Genomic DNA, 19,082 nt, shown 5'->3' with positions numbered 1-19,082 from the left:
TCACATCAAACGACAAATTTCGGATTATTCGTCCGCGTCGTCGGAGGCTTCATCATCTGCAGCTTCATCAGTGTCTGCTTCTGGTGCGATTTCATCATCACCTTCGGCAACGCTACCGTCGATAGCATCCAGCTCTTCTTCGTCTACCGGTTCTGCAACACGTTGCAGGCCCACTACGTGTTCATCGTCCGCGGTACGGATGAGGATAACGCCCTGGGTGTTACGGCCAACGACACTCACTTCAGAAACGCGAGTACGAACCAGAGTACCGGCATCGGTGATCATCATAATCTGGTCGGTATCTTCCACCTGCACCGCACCAACAACGCTGCCGTTGCGCTCGGTCACTTTGATGGAGATAACGCCCTGAGTCGCACGCGACTTGGTCGGATATTCTTCAGCCGCAGTACGCTTACCGTAACCATTCTGCGTCACGGTCAGGATTGAACCTTCACCGCGCGGAATAATCAGGGAAACGACTTTGTCTTCGCCCGCCAGTTTAATACCGCGAACACCTGTTGCAGTACGGCCCATGGTACGAACGGCGTCTTCTTTGAAGCGCACCACTTTACCCGCAGCCGAGAACAACATGGCTTCGTTGCTACCGTCGGTCAAATCAACACCAATCAGCTCGTCACCCTCGTTGAGGTTAACGGCAATGATGCCTGCTGAACGTGGACGGCTGAAGTCGGTCAACGCAGTTTTCTTCACGGTGCCGCTTGCGGTAGCCATGAATACGTTAATGCCTTCGGCATACTCACGAACCGGCAGAATCGCGGTAATACGTTCATTTGCTTCCAGTGGCAGCAGGTTAACAATTGGACGGCCACGCGCACCACGGCTCGCTTCCGGCAATTGATAAACCTTCATCCAGTACAGACGACCACGGCTGGAGAACAGCAGAATGGTATCGTGGGTATTGGCAACCAACAGGCGGTCGATGAAGTCTTCTTCTTTAATACGTGCTGCGGATTTACCTTTACCACCACGACGTTGTGCTTCGTAGTCGGTCAGCGGCTGATATTTCACATAGCCCTGATGGGACAGCGTCACAACCACATCTTCGCGGTTGATCAAATCTTCAATGTTGATATCAGAGGTATTCGCAGTGATCTCTGTACGACGCTTGTCGCCAAACTGATCGCGCATCGCAACCAGCTCTTCAGTGATCACTTCCATCAGACGTTCAGCGCTGCCCAGAATGTGCAGCAACTCAGCGATCTGCTCCAGCAGCTCTTTGTATTCGTCGAGCAGTTTTTCGTGCTCAAGGCCAGTCAGTTTCTGCAAACGCAGATCCAGAATCGCCTGTGCTTGTTGCTCGGTCAGGAAATATTGACCATCACGAATACCGAACTCTGGTTCCAGCCATTCAGGGCGCGCAGCGTCATCGCCTGCACGTTCCAGCATCGCGGAAACATTGCCCAGATCCCATGAACGGGCGATCAGGCCTGCTTTCGCTTCTGCCGCATTTGGAGAATGACGGATCAGTTCGATGATTGGGTCGATGTTCGCCAGAGCGATCGCCAGACCTTCAAGGATGTGCGCACGATCGCGTGCTTTACGCAGTTCGAAAATAGTACGACGCGTAACAACTTCACGACGGTGACGCACGAACGCAGAAAGAATGTCTTTCAGGTTCATGATCTTCGGTTGGCCCTGGTGCAGCGCAACCATGTTGATACCGAAGGAAGTCTGAAGCTGAGTCTGAGAATAAAGATTATTCAGAACCACTTCGCCCACTGCATCGCGTTTGATTTCGATGACAATGCGCATGCCGTCTTTATCAGACTCGTCACGCAGAGCGCTAATGCCCTCAACGCGTTTGTCTTTCACCAGTTCAGCGATTTTCTCAATCAGGCGTGCTTTGTTAACCTGGTATGGAATTTCATGAACGATGATGGTTTCGCGACCGGTTTTAGCATCAGCTTCTACTTCTGCGCGAGCGCGGATGTAAATCTTGCCACGGCCAGTACGGTACGCTTCTTCAATGCCACGACGGCCATTGATGATTGCAGCAGTTGGGAAGTCCGGGCCTGGGATGTGTTCCATCAGCCCTTCAACGGTAATGTCTTCGTCTTCAATAAACGCGAGGCAACCGTTGATCACTTCCGTAATGTTATGAGGCGGGATGTTAGTTGCCATACCGACTGCGATACCGGATGAACCGTTTACCAGCAGGTTAGGTATTTTGGTTGGCATAACATCAGGAATTCGCTCGGTGCCGTCGTAGTTATCGACGAAGTCTACCGTGTCTTTTTCGAGATCGGCCATCAGCTCGTGGGCGATTTTCGACATACGGATTTCCGTATAACGCATCGCCGCGGCGGAGTCACCATCTACAGAGCCGAAGTTACCCTGGCCATCTACCAGCATGTAACGCAATGAGAATGGCTGCGCCATACGCACGATAGTGTCATAAACAGCGGTATCACCATGAGGGTGATACTTACCGATTACGTCACCAACAACACGGGCGGATTTTTTGTACGCTTTATTCCAGTCATTGCCCAATACGTTCATGGCGTAAAGTACGCGACGGTGTACCGGCTTGAGTCCATCGCGGACATCTGGCAGTGCGCGGCCGACAATAACCGACATCGCGTAATCCAGATATGAGCTCTTAAGCTCTTCCTCAATGTTGACCGGTGTAATTTCTCTGGCAAGGTCGCTCATGTATCCGCTATCCCTCTACTGTGTCCCGGATTCAAAGGTCGCAAATTATAACACAATCGCCCGACTGTGGGGAAACCAGAAGAACTACACATCTACCCTAAATAATTCGTATACTTCCGCCACGAAACAAGCAAGGAGTAAGCAGCCCCATGAATGCCGAAAACCAACCGGTAATCCAGAACGTCGACCATGATGAAATCGCTAAATTCGAAGCCGTTGCCTCGCGCTGGTGGGATTTAGAAGGCGAATTTAAACCGCTTCACCGTATTAATCCGCTGCGTTTGGGATATATCAGCCAGCGTGCGGGCGGGTTATTCGGTAAAACGGTGCTTGATGTTGGCTGCGGCGGCGGAATTCTGGCAGAAAGCATGGCGCGCGAAGGGGCGAATGTGACTGGCCTGGATATGGGATTCGAACCGTTACAAGTGGCTAAACTTCATGCCCTGGAAAGCGGTATTCAGGTGGATTACGTTCAGGAAACCGTTGAACAGCACGCCGAAAAATTTGCTGGAAAGTACGACGTTGTGACCTGCATGGAAATGCTGGAACATGTGCCCGATCCGAAATCGGTCGTTGCGGCCTGTGCAAAACTCGTCAAACCAGGCGGCCATGTCTTTTTCTCGACCCTCAACCGTAATGGCAAATCCTGGCTGATGGCGGTCGTTGGCGCGGAATACATTCTGCGCATGGTGCCAAAAGGCACGCATGATATTAAAAAGTTTATCAAACCTGCGGAATTGCTGTCCTGGGTTGATGAGACTCAACTGCGCGAACGTCACATGACCGGGTTACATTACAACCCGCTGACCAACACCTTCAAACTCGCGCCAGGCGTTGATGTTAACTATATGCTGCATACCGAAGCATAAACCTGCTTTCTCATAGGTGAATCTTATGGTTTTTGCGCAACATCAAGTTGCGCAATTATCCATTAAGTTTAAGAAATCAGCACTCGATCAAAAATATCATTTTTTTTGCATCCCATTGACAATTGTCACAGGCCTTATGTGACGTGGACTTAGCGAAATTCTGCTTGTCACAACCTTAAATTCGTCTCGAAATCAATACTTGTTCTCAGCCGATTAGTTACTAGAATACTCACCATATAGTGATCAAGTAATCCATAACCCCCTACATATAGTATTTATCCACAAGGTTAGCCACAAGTCGCTAACTGTGGATAACCGGGGTATTTTTCATTTCACGGACAGGTACACACTCACATGAATCAGAGTCTGCTGGTTACAAAACGTGACGGTCGCACTGAGCGCATCGATCTGGATAAAATCCACCGAGTTCTGGATTGGGCCGCCGAAGGCTTAAACAACGTATCCGTATCGCAAGTTGAACTGCGCTCGCACATTCAGTTTTATGACGGCATCAAAACTTCTGATATTCATGAAACCATTATCAAAGCCGCTGCCGATTTAATCTCTCGTGAAGCACCTGATTACCAGTACCTGGCTGCACGCCTGGCGGTTTTCCATCTGCGTAAAAAAGCTTATGGTGAGTTTGAGCCACCAAAACTGTACAGCCATGTTGTGAAAATGGTTGAGATGGGCAAATACGATAGACATCTGCTGGAAGACTACACGGAAGAAGAGTTCAAGCAGATGGACGATTACCTCGACCACGATCGCGACATGAGCTTCTCATACGCCGCGGTGAAACAGCTTGAAGGTAAATACCTGGTTCAAAACCGTGTCACCGGTGAAATCTACGAGAGCGCCCAGTTCCTCTACATTCTGGTTGCCGCGTGCCTGTTCTCTGGTTATCCGCGTGAAACGCGTCTGAGCTACGTGAAGCGTTTTTACGATGCGGTTTCCCTGTTCAAAATCTCTCTGCCGACGCCAATTATGTCTGGCGTGCGTACCCCAACTCGCCAGTTCAGCTCGTGTGTCCTGATCGAGTGCGGCGACAGCCTGGATTCCATCAACGCCACTTCCAGCGCGATTGTGAAATATGTTTCCCAACGTGCAGGCATCGGTATCAACGCCGGTCGTATCCGTGCGCTGGGTAGCCCGATTCGCGGCGGTGAAGCGTTCCACACCGGCTGTATCCCGTTCTACAAACACTTCCAGACCGCAGTGAAATCCTGCTCTCAGGGCGGCGTGCGTGGCGGAGCTGCGACACTGTTCTACCCAATGTGGCATCTGGAAGTTGAAAGCCTGCTGGTACTGAAAAACAACCGTGGTGTTGAAGGCAACCGCGTGCGCCATATGGATTACGGCGTGCAAATCAACAAACTGATGTACACCCGTTTGTTGAAAGGCGAAGACATCACCCTGTTCAGCCCGTCTGACGTTCCAGGTTTGTACGACGCTTTCTTTGCCGATCAGGACAAATTCGAGCAGCTGTACACCAAATACGAAAAAGACGACAGCATCCGCAAACAACGCGTGAAAGCCGTTGAGCTGTTCTCGCTGATGATGCAAGAACGTGCATCAACGGGTCGTATCTATATTCAGAACGTTGACCACTGCAACACCCACAGCCCGTTTGATCCGGCTATCGCGCCAGTTCGCCAGTCTAACCTGTGCCTGGAAATCGCGCTGCCGACCAAACCAATGAATGACATCAACGACGAAGACGGTGAAATTGCACTGTGTACGCTGTCGGCATTCAACCTTGGTGCAATCGAAAGCCTCGATGAACTCGAAGAGCTGGCGATTCTGGCAGTACGCGCTCTGGATGCGCTGCTTGATTACCAGGATTACCCAATTGTTGCCGCGAAACGTGGTGCGATGGGCCGCCGTACTCTGGGCGTAGGCGTGATTAACTTCGCCTACTACCTGGCGAAAAATGGCGTTCGTTACTCCGACGGTAGCGCCAACAACCTGACGCACAAAACCTTCGAAGCCATTCAGTATTACCTGTTGAAAGCGTCGAACGAACTGGCGAAAGAGCAAGGCCCTTGCTTGTGGTTCAACGAAACCACCTATGCACAAGGCATTCTGCCAATCGACACATATAAGAAAGACCTGGATGTGATCAGCAACGAGCCGCTGCATCTGGATTGGGAAGCACTGCGTGAATCAATCAAAACCCACGGTCTGCGTAACTCAACGCTTTCTGCATTGATGCCGTCTGAAACCTCATCGCAGATTTCCAACGCGACTAACGGTATCGAGCCACCACGCGGCCATATCAGCATTAAAGCGTCGAAGGACGGTATTCTGCGCCAGGTCGTGCCGGATTATGAAAAACTGAAAGATAATTATGAGCTGCTGTGGGACCTGCCAAACAACGACGGTTACCTGCAATTAGTGGGTTTGATGCAGAAATTTATCGACCAGTCGATCTCTGCTAACACCAACTATGACCCATCGCGCTTCCCGTCAGGCAAAGTGCCGATGCAGCAATTGCTCAAAGATTTGCTCACCGCCTATAAATTCGGTGTCAAAACGCTTTACTATCAGAACACCAGAGACGGCGCAGAAGATGCGCAAGACGACCTGGCACCTTCTATCCAGGACGATGGCTGCGAAAGCGGCGCATGTAAAATCTAACTTAAAATCCCCTCACCTTGTTGAGGGGATTTTTTCGACGCATTACAGGATTTGATTTCATGGCATACACCACTTTCTCACAGACGAAAAACGATCAGCTCGCTGAGCCAATGTTCTTTGGCCAGCCGGTTAACGTGGCACGCTACGATCAGCAAAAATATGACATCTTCGAAAAGCTGATCGAAAAGCAACTTTCTTTCTTCTGGCGTCCGGAAGAAGTTGACGTTTCACGCGATCGTATCGACTACCAGGCGCTGCCGGATCATGAAAAACATATCTTCATCAGCAACCTGAAGTACCAGACGCTGCTGGACTCCATTCAGGGTCGTAGTCCGAATGTGGCGCTGCTGCCGCTGATTTCCATCCCTGAGCTGGAAACCTGGGTTGAAACATGGGCGTTTTCCGAAACGATCCACTCGCGTTCTTACACCCATATCATCCGCAACATCGTTAACGATCCGGCGATTGTGTTTGACGATATCGTGACCAACCAGGAAATCTTAAAGCGTGCGAAAGATATCTCCGGTTACTACGATACCTTGATTGAAATGACCAGCTACTGGCATCTGCTGGGTGAAGGCACGCACAACGTCAACGGAAAAACCGTGACCGTGAATCTGCGCGCCCTGAAACGCCAACTTTATCTGTGCCTGATGAGCGTGAACGCGCTGGAAGCAATTCGCTTCTATGTCAGCTTCGCCTGCTCCTTCGCTTTCGCCGAGCGCGAACTGATGGAAGGCAACGCCAAAATCATCAAACTGATTGCCCGTGACGAAGCGCTGCATTTAACCGGGACTCAGCATATGCTGAACCTGATGCGTTCCGGCGAAGACGACCCGGAAATGGCAGAAATCGCCGTGGAATGCCGCCAGGAATGTTACGACCTGTTCGTGTTAGCTGCTGAACAAGAAAAAGAGTGGGCAAGCTATCTGTTCCGCGACGGTTCGATGATCGGCCTGAACAAAGACATTCTTTGCCAGTATGTTGATTACATTACCAACATCCGTATGCAGGCTGTCGGTCTGGACCTGCCATTTAAAACGCGTTCTAACCCAATCCCATGGATCAACGCGTGGTTGGTGTCGGATAACGTGCAGGTAGCACCGCAGGAAGTGGAAGTCAGCTCTTATCTTGTTGGCCAGATTGACTCTAATGTCGATGCTGACGACCTGAGCAATTTCCAGCTTTAAGCCATGAGCCGCATTACATTACGCAAATCCGGCGCACAACTGTTATGCGGAGAAGAACACCCTTCCCTGCTGGCGACGCTTGAATCACATCAGGTCACCGTCGAGTATCAGTGTCGGGAAGGATATTGCGGTTCCTGCCGGACTCGTTTAATTGCGGGTCAGGTTAAGTGGCTTACCGAACCGCTGGCGTTTATCCAGCCCGGTGAAATACTTCCCTGTTGCTGCCAGGCGCACGGCGATATTGAAATCGAGATGTAACGCTTATCCAGCCTACAACCGCTGTTGTAGGTCGGATAAGCGCAGCGTCATCCGGCATTCCTTTGACGTTTTTAGCCTTTCTCTTCCCGCGCTTTCATTTCCTGGTGATGTTTGTTTTCACCCACCATCACCACCAGCAGCAGAATCACGGCCATAATACTGCCGCCGATCATCACCATAAAGCCGCCATCCCAGCCGAAGAAATCAACGGTATAACCCACAATGGCGCTCGCTGCGACCGACCCACCGAGGTAGCCGAACAAGCCAGTGAAGCCCGCTGCCGTTCCCGCAGCTTTTTTCGGTGCCAGCTCCAGCGCATGTAGGCCAATCAGCATCACCGGGCCGTAGATCAGGAAACCAATCACAATCATACATGCCATATCCACACCCGGATTTCCCGGCGGGTTCAGCCAGTAAACAACGGTCGCAATCGTCACCAGAATCATAAAGAACACACCGGTTGCGCCACGGTTGCCGCGGAACACTTTATCCGACATCCAGCCACACAGCAGCGTCCCTGGGATCCCGGCGTATTCATAAAGGAAATAAGCCCAGGAAGATTTATCCAGCGCGAAGTGCTTCACTTCTTTCAGATACGTTGGCGACCAGTCGAGAATGCCGTAACGCAGCAAGTAGACAAAAACGTTCGCAATGGCGATGTACCACAGCAGGCGGTTAGGGAATACGTACTGCATAAAAATCTGTTTAGCCGTCAGTTCCTCTTCCGTTTTTTCGTTGTAATCGTCCGGATAATCGTTTTTGTACTCTTCAATGGGCGGCAAGCCACAGGATTGCGGGGTGTCGCGCATTAATGCAAAAGCAATCAGCGCCACCAGAATCGCTGCAAAGGCTGGCATATAAAGAGCTGCGTGCCAGTCGTTAAACCACGCCATCCCAAGTAAGAACAGCAACGGCGGCAAGCCACCGCCCACGTTATGGGCGCAGTTCCAGACAGAAACAATTCCGCCACGCTCTTTCTTCGACCACCAGTGAACCATGGTGCGCCCGCACGGCGGCCAGCCCATGCCCTGGAACCAACCACACAGGAACAACAGCACGAACATTACCGCGATGCTGGATGTCGCCCATGGCACAAACCCCATAAATAGCATCACGGCTGCCGCCAGAATCAAACCGGCGGGTAAGAAAACGCGTGGGTTCGAGCGGTCAGAGACTGACCCCATGATGAATTTTGAAAAACCGTAGGCGATAGAAATACCGGAAAGCGCGAAACCTAAATCCCCGCGCGAGAAACCTTGCTCAATCAAGTACGGCATCGCCAGAGTGAAGTTTTTACGCACCAGGTAATAGGCGGCGTAACCGAAGAAAATCCCCATAAAGATTTGCCAGCGCAGGCGTTTATAAGTTGGGTCAATGTGCTCGCTCTCACGCCGTGGCTGGTGTGCGGCAGGTTTGAAAATGCTTAGCATAAATGCCTCCGTGGCAGGGTTTATAAGCCATGTTCATTTGCGAGCGCATGTTAAGGATTATCGGCGTGAGTTAGTGTGAAACACCCCACAACATATTACATTTTTATTACAAACTATCGAAAAGGTGCATAACATCACACTTTACTTTCGATTTATGCTCGAATTTGCTCGATATCAAACATTTTAAAATTGATTTGTGGCTCAATTGTGTTCAAGAGAATTTTTCAGGAGCAGAGCATGGCGACGGGACGCAAAGAGAGGGATGTCATTATTATCGGCGGTGGCGCAACCGGTGCGGGAATTGCCCGCGACTGCGCCCGTCGCGGGTTGCAAACGCTGCTGCTCGAAAGACACGATATCGCCACCGGGGCGACGGGGCGAAACCACGGCTTACTCCACAGCGGCGCGCGGTACGCCATGACGGACAGCGAATCGGCCAGAGAATGCATTGAAGAAAACCGCATCCTTAAACGCATTGCTCGCCATTGCATCGAACGCACAGACGGCTTGTTTATCACCCTTCCCGAAGACGATTTATCTCTCCAGAGTATATTCATCGCCTCCTGCCAGGACGCGGGAATTGATGCTCAGCGTATCGAACCCAAAGAAGCATTACGCCTGGAACCGGCCGCAAACTCTGAATTGATTGGTGCGGTGCGCGTGCCTGATGGCACCGTCGACCCCTTCCGCCTGACCGCCGCCAATATGCTGGATGCCAGAGAGCACGGCGCTGAAATTCTCACCGGCCAGGAAGTCACTGGCCTGATTCGCAACAGCGATCGAATTTGTGGGGTGCGCGTCTATAACCACCAAACCCAACAGCAGCACGATTTATACGCAAGCGTAGTGGTGAATGCGGCCGGGATTTGGGGCCAGCGCATCGCGGAATATGCTGATTTGCGGGTACGAATGCTGCCCGCAAAAGGCTCGTTGCTCATTCTTGGCCATCGCATCAATAACATGGTGATCAACCGCTGCCGCAAACCTGCTGACGCCGATATTCTGGTGCCCGGCGATACCATTTCACTGATTGGCACCACCTCCACGCCCATTGAATACGACCAAATCGACAATATGCGCGTCACGCCGCAAGAGGTCGATATCCTGATTCGTGAAGGCTCAAAACTGGCACCAAAACTCGCGGCGACGCGTATTCTGCGCGCTTACGCAGGAGTGCGCCCGCTGGTAGCAAGCGACAACGATCCGACCGGGCGCAACGCCAGCCGAGGGATCGTGCTGCTTGATCACGCAAAGCGCGACGGGATGGAAGGGTTTATCACCATCACCGGCGGCAAACTGATGACATATCGCCTGATGGCAGAATGGGCGACGAACGCAGTTTGTGAAAAGCTCGGTAATACCCAGGCTTGCTCCACCGCAACGGAGCCGCTTCCAGGCTCAGGAAGTTCTCCGGAAGAAACCCTGAGCAAAGTCATTTCTTTACCCCTCACTATCCGGCGCTCGGCGGTCTGGCGTCATGGCGACCGCGCCGGGCAGTTGTTGGCTGGGGATCGTCTGAGCAACAGTCTGGTTTGTGAGTGTGAAGCGGTCACCGCAGGCGAAGTCCGTTACGCGGTTAATAATCTGGCCGTCAGTAATCTTGGTGATTTGCGCCGCCGCACCCGCGTGGGAATGGGGACTTGCCAGGGGGAACTTTGCGCCTGTCGCGCCGCGGGTTTATTACAACGTTTTGGCACCTCAACACCCGCGCAATCGCTCGAGCATCTTTCCACTTTTCTCAATGAACGCTGGAAAGGTATTCGCCCGATAGCCTGGGATGATGCGCTGAGGGAAAGCGAGTTCACCGCCTGGGTTTACCAGGGATTGTGCGGGCTAAAAAAAGGATCACCACAATGAAATTCGACAGTCTGATTATTGGCGGTGGTTTAGCCGGACTGGTATGCGGGATTCGTCTGGCGGAGGCGGGTCTTCATTGCGCCATCGTCAGCCGTGGGCAAAGCGCCCTGCATTTTTCGTCAGGTTCGCTGGATTTGCTGGCGCAACTGCCCGACGGCAGCCCGGTAAACTCACCTTTAAACGCACTCGAAGCCCTGAAACAACAAGCCCCCGAGCACCCTTACAGCCTGATGGGTGCAGACAAGGTCCGCCGTTATGCGGCTGAAAGCGAGGCGCTGCTGGCCCGGTGCAGTATCACGCTCACAGGAAGTTATCAGCAAAATCATCAGCGCATTACCCCGCTGGGAACACAACGTGCGACGTGGTTAAGCCCGGAAGAAATTCCCGTTGCCCCCCTCGCGTGGCAGCGCATTACGGTGGTCGGGATTGCCGGTTTTCTTGATTTCCAGCCTGAACTGGTCGCCGGTTCGCTTGCTGAAAATAATATTGAGGTTCAAGTAGCCGAGCTGACGCTTCCTGCCTTAGACACGCTGCGTAACAACCCCAGCGAATTTCGCGCCGCCAACATCGCCCGCGTGTTGGATATGCCAGAGCAGCAGCGCCTGCTTATTGAGGAGCTTAAAACGCTGGCGAACAACACCGATGCCCTCTTCCTTCCGGCTTGTCTGGGAAGCGAAAACTCACTCGCCTGGCAGAACATCAGCCGCCAGTTATCCTGCCCGCTGCACCTGTTGCCCACACTCCCACCGTCAGTGCTCGGCATGCGCATGTCCCAACAATTGCGCCGCCGTTTCCAGCAACTGGGCGGGATTATCATGCCGGGTGATGCCGTCGTGAACACGGAAGTAGAGAACCGTAACGTCCGCGCACTGTTCACCCGCAATCACGGCGAAGTCCCTCTACGAGCCAGGCATATTGTGCTCGCCAGCGGCAGCTTTTTCAGTAATGGCCTGCAAGCGAAATTTGACGGCATCCGTGAAGCTATTTTTGGTCTTGATGTTCGTGCCCCGACGCAGCGTGAAGACTGGAGCAAAGAAGATTTTTTCAGCCCGCAACCTTATTTGCAGGCGGGCGTTACCGTTGATGAACACTTTCACCCTTCTCGTGATGGGCAGCGTATCGAAAATCTGTTTGCTATCGGCTCGGTGCTCGCGGGCTTCGACCCCATCGAACAAGGATGTGGCGCAGGTGTGTCAATGATGGGTGCACTGCATGTCGCCCGGCAAATTCTTGAGATTCAGGGGAGAAACCAATGAATCTGCTTGATGAAAAGAGTTTCGAAAACTGTATTAAATGTACCGTATGCACCACCGTTTGCCCGGTGAGCCGGGTCAATCCTGATTATCCAGGCCCGAAGCAATCCGGGCCAGATGGCGAACGGCTGCGCCTGAAAGATGCGGCACTTTACGATGACGCGTTGAAGTATTGCACCAACTGCAAACGTTGCGAAGTGGCCTGCCCGTCTGATGTGAAAATTGGCGATATTATTCAACGCGCTAGGGCTCGCTACGGTAAATCCAGGTTCAATCTAAGAGATGCCATTCTCAGCCATACCGATTTAATGGGCACGCTCTCGACGCCGTTTGCACCGCTGGTCAACACTGCGACGTCGCTCAAACCGGTGCGCAATTTGCTCGATAAAACCCTCGGCATTGACGGTCATCGCGAATTACCCAAATACTCTTCCGGCACGTTTCGCGGCTGGTATCGCAAACAAGCCGCCGCTCAAAAAGCTTTTACGGAACAGGTCGCGTTTTTCCACGGCTGCTACGTTAATTATAACCACTCCGATCTCGGCAAAGATTTAGTCCGCGTGATGAACGCCATGGGATTTGGTGTGCAATTGCTGGAGCGGGAAAAATGCTGTGGCGTGCCATTGATTGCCAACGGTTTTATCGACAAAGCTAAAAAACAGGCCGCGATTAATGCTGCCTCTCTGGAGAAAGCGGTGATTGAGCAAGGGCTTCCAGTCATTGCCACGTCTTCCACCTGCACGTTTACTTTACGTGACGAATACCCGCAGGTGTTGGACATCGACACTCGCCCGATGCGCGACCATATAGAGCTGGCAACACGTTTTATCTGGAAGCAGCTGGAAAGCGGGAAAGAGCTAAAGCTTAAAGCATTGCCGTTACGAATTGCTTATCACACCCCATGCCACATGGAGAAAATGGGTTGGTCGTTATATACGCTCGATTTATTACGCCGTCTGCCGGGCGTGGAGCTGATAATACTGGAGTCTCAATGCTGCGGGATTGCCGGAACCTATGGATTTAAAAAGGAAAACTATAATACGTCGCAAAGCATTGGAGCGACGTTATTCCAGCAAATAGAAGAAAGCGGGGTCGATATAGTCGTGACGGATTGCGAAACTTGTAAATGGCAGATTGAGATGTCTACCAGTAAAAAATGCGAGCACCCGATTACGCTATTAGCCCGAGCGCTCGCTTAGCTTTTAGATTTCTAGTGAGTCAACAACGTTAACCCAGCCATGCTCGGCGGCAACATCCTGCCCATTGAGCCAGCGGCGCAGCATGTTTAATGCCATCATCGCGCAGACTTCCTGGCGGGTGCGCAAGGCGTGGCGGGTCACGCTAAACTTCACTTGCAGACCGTAAGTGCCTTTTGGCGTGTGCAGGGCGAAATTCAGATGCTCGTCATCGAGGCATCCGACCACCAGCGCCACCGCACTCCCCGCTTGCAGCGCGAAGGCCTTTGCACGCTCAGTGATTTGCACCAGGGTTTCAGGGCGCGCGGAAAGCACTTCACTGTTACCCAGCGGCGCTTGTGCGCTGGAGAGTTGCAAACACAGCAGCCCGGCGGTGAATTGCTCGCTGACCGCCACGTTGAGCGATTGGTCGCGCAGACGTTGCGCCAACTGCGCAGGCAAACCCTCAGTCCCTTCAAAAATGGTGCTTTCACCCGCCACGCGCTGAACTTCAGGCCAGACGGCTTCCATTGCTGCGCGCTGCGTGGCAGGGCCGGTCAGTTTTAGCTCGATAATTGGCATGGATGAGCGATAACCCATCACAGCCCCTTCCGGCAACGGGATCGGTTCAAGGCTTTGTGCCAGTTCACTTTCAGAGCGCCCAAACGTCGTCAGACGCAGGCAAACTGGAGGTTCAGGCAGAACAAAGCGTTCGCGCAAGCGCGGCATGATTTGTTGCTCGACCATCACTTTAAATTCAGAAGGCACGCCGGGAGTGAAAAACATCAGGCAGCGGTTGAGTTGCAGCGCAAAACCACACGCGGTGCCGACCGGGTTATCCACCATTTCGCTGGTAGCAGGAATCTGCGCTTGTTTGCGATTGCTCGGTGCCATTTCACGCCCACGCTCGGCAAAGAAACGTTCCATTTGCGCAAGCCATTCCTGATGCATCACCAGTTCCACACCTGCGGCAGTGGCGGCGGCAAGCGCACTGAGATCGTCGCTGGTTGGCCCAAGCCCACCGTTCACAATCAGAATATCGGCCTGCTCGCTGCGCTCTTTAAGCACTGCAATGAGATCGTCAAGACTGTCACCCACCGTGTTACGGCGCGACATCGGTAAACCCTGATTAAAAAAGTAATCAGCAAGCCAGGCTGCGTTGGTATCAATAATTTGACCATGCAGCACTTCGTCGCCGGTAGACAGCATTTCCACTTTTATCATTGTTAAACTCCGCGGGAAGGGAACGGCTCACTATAACTTACGCGGACAGGAAAAGGACTGCGGAAATGAAAAGGCCGCATTTCTGCGGCCTGGATAAATCAAAAACCGGCGGAAACGCCGACGTACGGGCCGTCTGCAATGGCGTTATCACGGTTGCCATCTTTGCCATCAACGCCAATATAGCGATAACCGGCTTCTACGGTAATTGGACGTATAATGGTCCAGCGTGCGCCAGCGCTAGCTTCTTGATAATCTTTTACGCCGCTTGAGAGAGAGTCCGGGGAGTAGTAGTAATCACCAAACACGGAGAAGCTGTCGAAGATTTTCCAGCTCAAACCGCCGCCGACGGCAACGGCATAACCTTCATCGCCATCTTTTGGATTCAGATATACCGCACGGCCACCCACGGTACCCATAAATGGACCCAACGGCACATTCAGACCCAGGCCTAAACCTGCGGTATCGCCGTCGTCATCGTTATGTGCGTAGTTGCCGTTCATCGTCAGGCCTGCTGAATCCTGACCAAAGCCAACTGCCACGTTGGTGTATTTTTCACCCGCCTGGCCACTGATGCTAATCGCGCTTGCTGATGCTGAAACGAGAGCCAAACCGGCAACAGTTGCTATTAATAATTTGTTCATGCTTTCAATCCTAAGCAGTAAAAAGGGATGTCCCTGAAAAGAGGCCGATTTTACAGCCAGTATTGATGTAATCAATCTGTTAGAAATGCTTTTTGTTTTTCGTTTGTAAGAAAATGAAAATGAAAGGCCAGGGCGAGAGTCGATGGATTTTTCCCCCGGCTGTTGTTAAACCGCAGCCAGTTTAATTTTCACCAGCAATCCCCCCGATTCTGCGCGCAATAACTCAGGTTTTGTCCGGTGATAACGTGCAATATCATTCACCAGCGCCAGTCCAATTCCCGCCCCACTTTGCGCAGCGCTATTATCTAAACGATGGAACGGCATCAGCGCATGACGAACCAGCCCGCTCTCAATGCCTGGGCCACTATCCTCGATTTCCAGCCAGGCAAATTGCGTTTCATCATGAGTTACCCGAATCGTCACCACGCCATTTTCGGGCGTATATTTCAGCGCGTTATCCAGCAGGTTAATGCACATCTCAGCCAGCAAAACAGGCTCGCCCGTTATCCAGACTTCGTCTAATCCTTCATACCCCAGATCGATATTTTTACTTCTCGCCTGCGCCATGCTCGAGAAACAGCACGCTTGGGCGATTTTCACCAAATCCACCGGCTCCATGGCCTGCCTCTCTGTCTGGTCGAGGCGGCTTAAACGTGAAAGTTGTAATAAACGTTCGGTTAAGTGGATGGTGCTATCGAGCGTAGTTTGCATCGCGACCAGGCTTTCGCGCCACTGCATCGGATCAGGGCTACTGAGCGCCACGGCGGCCTGGGTTTTTAACACGGTTAATGGCGTTCGCAACTGGTGAGAAGCATCGGCGCTGAACCGCGATTGCCGGGCCAGCACGCCGCGCAGGCTTTCGATATAGCGGTTAAACGAAACAATCAATAAGCGGGTTTCCGACCAGGGCAATAAATCGGGCAATGGCGTTAAATCGCCCGGGTCACGGCGCACCATTTGCACCGAAAGCTGGCGCATCGGTTTGAGTACGCGTCGCAGTAATAGCCAGGCAAGCGTTAACGTCAGTAACACCAGGCCGCCCTGAGTGAGCGTGGCAGAAGCCAATAAACGTACCGCCAGGTAGTGCCTTGATTGAACGGTTTCGGCAACGATAATTTGCGCCATGCCGTTTACCCCACCTTCGTTAACCGGCTGGAGCAGACGCGCGACACGCAGCGTTTGCCCGCGATATGTCGCGTCGTAGAACCACGCCAATGCCGGGTAAAGTTCAGTGCCCGGCGTGTTTTCAGGCATGTCGGGTAAATCGTCATAACCCGAAATCACCTTGCCTTGCGTGTCGGTGACTTTGTAATACAGCCGGTCATTCATGTTGCGCTCAAAGCTGTCGAGCACCACCCAGGGCACATCCACGTCAAGCTTTCCATCATGCACAACCAACTGTTCTGCAACGGTGCGGGTCGAGGCCAGCAAAGTGCGGTCGTAGGCTTGAGTCGCGGCATTCATCGCGCTCAAATAACTGCTGACCGCAGAAAACCCCCACAAAATAAACAGCGGTAAACCGAGAAAAAGCAGCAATTGTCCGAATAACGATTGCGGCTTAATGGTTTGCATCGCTGCACTCCAGCACATAGCCAAGCCCGCGCAGCGTGGTGATTTGCACATTACTGCTGGCCAATTTTTTGCGTAGCCGATGAATATATAGCTCGATACTTTCCGGGCTGGCTTCATCGCTCAAACTAAACACCTGTTCAAACAGTTGCTGTTTGGGAACCGGGCGCGTGCGGCGGTACATCAACACCGTCAAAATGGCGTGTTCACGCGGGGTTAACGCCAGCGGTTTATTCTCCAGCAGAAAATAGCCGTCATCATGTAGACCGAGCTGCCCCAGTTGCTGCTGCTCGTGGATTTGTCCTTCGCTGCGCCGCACCAGCGCCCGCAGTCGTGCATCAAGTTCCTCTAATTCAAACGGTTTCGGCAAATAATCGTCGGCTCCGGTGTTCAGCCCTTTCACACGGTCACTCACCGCGCTGTGCGCCGTCAGCAAGAGTACCGGCAGCGTCTGCCCGCGCTTGCGCAAACGCTGTAAAACCTCAAGACCATCCATTCTCGGCATCCCGATATCCATCACCGCGACCGCATAACGTTCGTTTTGTAATAGATGGTCGGCGGCCTGCCCGTCAAACACGCAATCTACCGCAAAGCCCGCTTGTATCAGGGCTTTCTCCAGCCAGTGAGCCAGCTCACGGTTATCTTCTGCCAGTAAGAGACGCATATCACATCCTGTAAAGTTTCGGCACGCATGAAAGGTAAATGAAAGGTTAATGACTTAACAATCACGCAACCGAGCTACTGCAAGGCGGCTCACATAATGAGAAACATCTACCGGTTTAACGTGAGGATGAAAATGAAACGAACCCTACTCTCTGCCCTTACCGCTTCAGCTTTGTTGTTAACTGCTTTTAATACGCTGGCAGCAGAAGTCCCATCCCGCACCGAATGTATCGCTCCGGCCAAGCCCGGCGGCGGTTTTGACCTGACCTGCAAACTGATTCAGGTCAGCCTGCAAGAAACCGGCGTGCTTGAAAAACCCATGCGCGTGACCTACATGCCCGGCGGCGTTGGGGCGGTTGCCTATAACGCGATTGTTGCCCAGCGCCCTGCCGAAGCGGGAACGGTGGTCGCATTTTCCGGTGGCTCTCTGCTGAACCTGTCGCAAGGTAAGTTTGGCCGTTATGGCGTCGATGACGTGCGCTGGCTGGCAAGTGTTGGCACCGATTACGGCATGATTGCGGTGCGGGCTGATTCGCCGTGGAAAGATTTGAAATCGCTGCTCGCGGCGATGGAAAAAGATCCTAACAGCGTGGTGATTGGTGCGGGTGCCTCTATCGGCAGCCAGGACTGGATGAAAACCGCGCTGCTGGCGCAAAAAGCCCATGTTGACCCGCACAAGATGCGTTACGTCGCCTTTGAGGGCGGTGGCGAGCCGGTTACCGCGTTGATGGGCAACCATGTGCAAGCGGTATCGGGCGATTTGAGCGAAATGGTGCCGTATCTCAATGGTGACAAACTGCGCGTGCTGGCAGTGTTCTCTGAAGAGCGTCTGCCTGGTGAACTGGCAAAAATCCCTACCGCTAAAGAGCAAGGTTTTGACCTGGTATGGCCGATTATTCGTGGCTTCTACGTCGGCCCGAAAGTGACTGATGCGGAATATCAGTGGTGGGTCGAAACCTTTAACAAGCTCCAGCAAACCGAAGATTTCAAAAAGCAACGTGACTTGCGCGGCCTGTTCGAGTTCAACATGAGCGGCAAAGAACTGGATGACTACGTGAAGAAGCAAGTGACGGGTTATCGCGAACAAGCCAAAGCGTTTGGGCTTGCTAAGTAACCGGAGGCAATGATGAGCGATCGTATTTTTGCCGGGATCTGGATTGTTCTGTGCATTGGCGGCCTGTTTGTCGGCTGGCAAATTCAGAGCGAATACAGCTACGAACCCGTCGGGCCACGCCCGTTTCCCATGGCTATTCTCGGCCTGATGTTGATGTGTGCGGTGCTACTGATTTTGCGCCATCCCGATGTCGTGGAGTGGCCGCATCGCCGAACGTTACAGCGCCTGCTAATCATGATTATTAGCCTGGCAATCTACGCCTGGGCATTTGAATGGCTCGGTTTCCCACTGGCAACGACGCTCCTCACCGCCAGTTTCGGCATGTTGTTTGGCGCGACAATTCCGGCGGCATTAATTTCCGGCGTGGTGATGGGTGGAGTGTTGTTTTACTCCTTTGACCGTCTGCTGGATGTGACGCTGCCTCTCGGTGTCTGGCTGAACTGACCTACGATCTAGCCCCTTTAGATTTCGAGGTGCAGGAAGGCGGCAAACTCACGCACCTGCAACTTGAAAGATGACGGGGCGA

General features: G+C 52.6%; 15 protein-coding genes. 9 read left to right on the top strand and 6 right to left on the bottom strand.

Going from position 1 to position 19,082, the window contains the following annotated elements:
- Positions 1-24: 24 nt before the first annotated feature.
- On the bottom strand, positions 25-2,673 hold the full coding sequence (gene gyrA / locus M2371_RS07330; RefSeq protein WP_172895195.1) for a DNA topoisomerase (ATP-hydrolyzing) subunit A: 2,649 nt from the start codon (positions 2,671-2,673) through the stop codon (positions 25-27).
- 149 nt (positions 2,674-2,822) lie between these two features.
- Here gyrA and ubiG point away from each other — a divergent pair, with 149 nt between their 5' ends.
- The 4 genes from ubiG (at position 2,823) to yfaE (ending at position 7,630) form a co-directional block, all read left to right on the top strand.
- Entirely contained in the window at positions 2,823-3,542 is a 720-nt protein-coding gene (ubiG, locus tag M2371_RS07325; protein ID WP_034494086.1) for a bifunctional 2-polyprenyl-6-hydroxyphenol methylase/3-demethylubiquinol 3-O-methyltransferase UbiG, read from the top strand.
- A gap of 354 nt (positions 3,543-3,896) precedes the next feature.
- Entirely contained in the window at positions 3,897-6,182 is a 2,286-nt protein-coding gene (gene nrdA / locus M2371_RS07320; protein WP_172895197.1) for a class 1a ribonucleoside-diphosphate reductase subunit alpha, read from the top strand.
- Between the two features lie 59 nt (positions 6,183-6,241).
- Positions 6,242-7,372 (top strand): class Ia ribonucleoside-diphosphate reductase subunit beta, encoded by a 1,131-nt coding sequence (nrdB, locus tag M2371_RS07315; protein WP_034494083.1) that lies wholly within the window; start codon positions 6,242-6,244, stop codon positions 7,370-7,372.
- Between the two features lie 3 nt (positions 7,373-7,375).
- A complete protein-coding gene (gene yfaE / locus M2371_RS07310) occupies positions 7,376-7,630 on the top strand; it encodes a class I ribonucleotide reductase maintenance protein YfaE (protein ID WP_115630075.1) in 255 nt (84 codons plus the stop codon).
- 71 nt (positions 7,631-7,701) lie between these two features.
- Here yfaE and glpT read toward each other — a convergent pair whose 3' ends face one another.
- Entirely contained in the window at positions 7,702-9,060 is a 1,359-nt protein-coding gene (glpT, locus tag M2371_RS07305) for a glycerol-3-phosphate transporter (protein WP_172895199.1), read from the bottom strand.
- Positions 9,061-9,297: 237 nt separating this feature from the next.
- On the opposite strand from glpT, the gene glpA reads away from it, so the two are divergent.
- From glpA to glpC, 3 genes are read left to right on the top strand one after another with little or no spacing between them, the layout of a single operon-like run.
- Entirely contained in the window at positions 9,298-10,917 is a 1,620-nt protein-coding gene (gene glpA / locus M2371_RS07300) for an anaerobic glycerol-3-phosphate dehydrogenase subunit A (RefSeq protein ID WP_259267348.1), read from the top strand.
- Complete coding sequence (gene glpB, locus M2371_RS07295) at positions 10,914-12,173, top strand: glycerol-3-phosphate dehydrogenase subunit GlpB (RefSeq protein WP_259267347.1); 1,260 nt, start codon at positions 10,914-10,916, stop codon at positions 12,171-12,173. The genes glpA and glpB overlap by 4 nt, the downstream gene beginning before the upstream one ends.
- The gene (glpC, locus tag M2371_RS07290) at positions 12,170-13,369 is read left to right on the top strand and encodes an anaerobic glycerol-3-phosphate dehydrogenase subunit GlpC (RefSeq protein ID WP_259267346.1); all 1,200 of its coding nucleotides are present in this window, start codon (positions 12,170-12,172) and stop codon (positions 13,367-13,369) included. The genes glpB and glpC overlap by 4 nt, the downstream gene beginning before the upstream one ends.
- Positions 13,370-13,372: 3 nt before the next feature.
- Here the strand turns inward: glpC and M2371_RS07285 are convergent, their stop codons facing one another.
- The 4 genes from M2371_RS07285 to tctD all read right to left on the bottom strand — a co-directional run bounded on the left by M2371_RS07285 (position 13,373) and on the right by tctD (position 17,443).
- Positions 13,373-14,569 carry a nicotinamide mononucleotide deamidase-related protein YfaY gene (locus M2371_RS07285; protein ID WP_259267345.1) on the bottom strand — a complete coding sequence of 399 codons (1,197 nt, stop codon included), beginning with the start codon at positions 14,567-14,569 and terminating at the stop codon, positions 13,373-13,375.
- Positions 14,570-14,667: 98 nt separating this feature from the next.
- Positions 14,668-15,210, bottom strand: a complete 543-nt coding sequence (locus M2371_RS07280) for a YfaZ family outer membrane protein (protein ID WP_115630085.1) — start codon at positions 15,208-15,210, stop codon at positions 14,668-14,670.
- Between the two features lie 165 nt (positions 15,211-15,375).
- A complete protein-coding gene (locus tag M2371_RS07275; RefSeq protein WP_259267344.1) occupies positions 15,376-16,782 on the bottom strand; it encodes a sensor histidine kinase in 1,407 nt (468 codons plus the stop codon).
- On the bottom strand, positions 16,769-17,443 hold the full coding sequence (tctD, locus tag M2371_RS07270) for a transcriptional regulator TctD (RefSeq protein ID WP_172895205.1): 675 nt from the start codon (positions 17,441-17,443) through the stop codon (positions 16,769-16,771). The genes M2371_RS07275 and tctD overlap by 14 nt, the downstream gene beginning before the upstream one ends.
- Positions 17,444-17,575: 132 nt before the next feature.
- Between tctD and M2371_RS07265 the strand changes: the two genes are divergently transcribed.
- Both M2371_RS07265 and M2371_RS07260 read left to right on the top strand, forming a co-directional pair.
- Complete coding sequence (locus tag M2371_RS07265; RefSeq protein ID WP_172895206.1) at positions 17,576-18,556, top strand: tripartite tricarboxylate transporter substrate binding protein; 981 nt, start codon at positions 17,576-17,578, stop codon at positions 18,554-18,556.
- Between the two features lie 12 nt (positions 18,557-18,568).
- Positions 18,569-19,000: a tripartite tricarboxylate transporter TctB family protein gene (locus tag M2371_RS07260; protein ID WP_172895207.1), complete on the top strand. Its 432-nt coding sequence runs from the start codon at positions 18,569-18,571 to the stop codon at positions 18,998-19,000.
- The last annotated feature ends 82 nt before the right edge of the window (positions 19,001-19,082 follow it).

Origin of the sequence: Buttiauxella sp. BIGb0471, assembly GCF_024807715.1 — a bacterium.
In the GTDB taxonomy this organism is placed as follows: Bacteria; Pseudomonadota; Gammaproteobacteria; order Enterobacterales; family Enterobacteriaceae; genus Buttiauxella; species Buttiauxella agrestis.
This window is presented reverse-complemented; position numbering and strand designations above follow the sequence as displayed.

Bases quoted from the DNA above. Each gene is read 5' to 3' on its own strand.
- gyrA (WP_172895195.1), bottom strand. From the start codon at position 2,673: ATGAGCGACCTTGCCAGAGAAATTACACCGGTCAACATTGAGGAAGAG.
- ubiG (WP_034494086.1), top strand. From the start codon at position 2,823: ATGAATGCCGAAAACCAACCGGTAATCCAGAACGTCGACCATGATGAA.
- nrdA (WP_172895197.1), top strand. From the start codon at position 3,897: ATGAATCAGAGTCTGCTGGTTACAAAACGTGACGGTCGCACTGAGCGC.
- nrdB (WP_034494083.1), top strand. From the start codon at position 6,242: ATGGCATACACCACTTTCTCACAGACGAAAAACGATCAGCTCGCTGAG.
- yfaE (WP_115630075.1), top strand. From the start codon at position 7,376: ATGAGCCGCATTACATTACGCAAATCCGGCGCACAACTGTTATGCGGA.
- glpT (WP_172895199.1), bottom strand. From the start codon at position 9,060: ATGCTAAGCATTTTCAAACCTGCCGCACACCAGCCACGGCGTGAGAGC.
- glpA (WP_259267348.1), top strand. From the start codon at position 9,298: ATGGCGACGGGACGCAAAGAGAGGGATGTCATTATTATCGGCGGTGGC.
- glpB (WP_259267347.1), top strand. From the start codon at position 10,914: ATGAAATTCGACAGTCTGATTATTGGCGGTGGTTTAGCCGGACTGGTA.
- glpC (WP_259267346.1), top strand. From the start codon at position 12,170: ATGAATCTGCTTGATGAAAAGAGTTTCGAAAACTGTATTAAATGTACC.
- M2371_RS07285 (WP_259267345.1), bottom strand. From the start codon at position 14,569: ATGATAAAAGTGGAAATGCTGTCTACCGGCGACGAAGTGCTGCATGGT.
- M2371_RS07280 (WP_115630085.1), bottom strand. From the start codon at position 15,210: ATGAACAAATTATTAATAGCAACTGTTGCCGGTTTGGCTCTCGTTTCA.
- M2371_RS07275 (WP_259267344.1), bottom strand. From the start codon at position 16,782: ATGCAAACCATTAAGCCGCAATCGTTATTCGGACAATTGCTGCTTTTT.
- tctD (WP_172895205.1), bottom strand. From the start codon at position 17,443: ATGCGTCTCTTACTGGCAGAAGATAACCGTGAGCTGGCTCACTGGCTG.
- M2371_RS07265 (WP_172895206.1), top strand. From the start codon at position 17,576: ATGAAACGAACCCTACTCTCTGCCCTTACCGCTTCAGCTTTGTTGTTA.
- M2371_RS07260 (WP_172895207.1), top strand. From the start codon at position 18,569: ATGAGCGATCGTATTTTTGCCGGGATCTGGATTGTTCTGTGCATTGGC.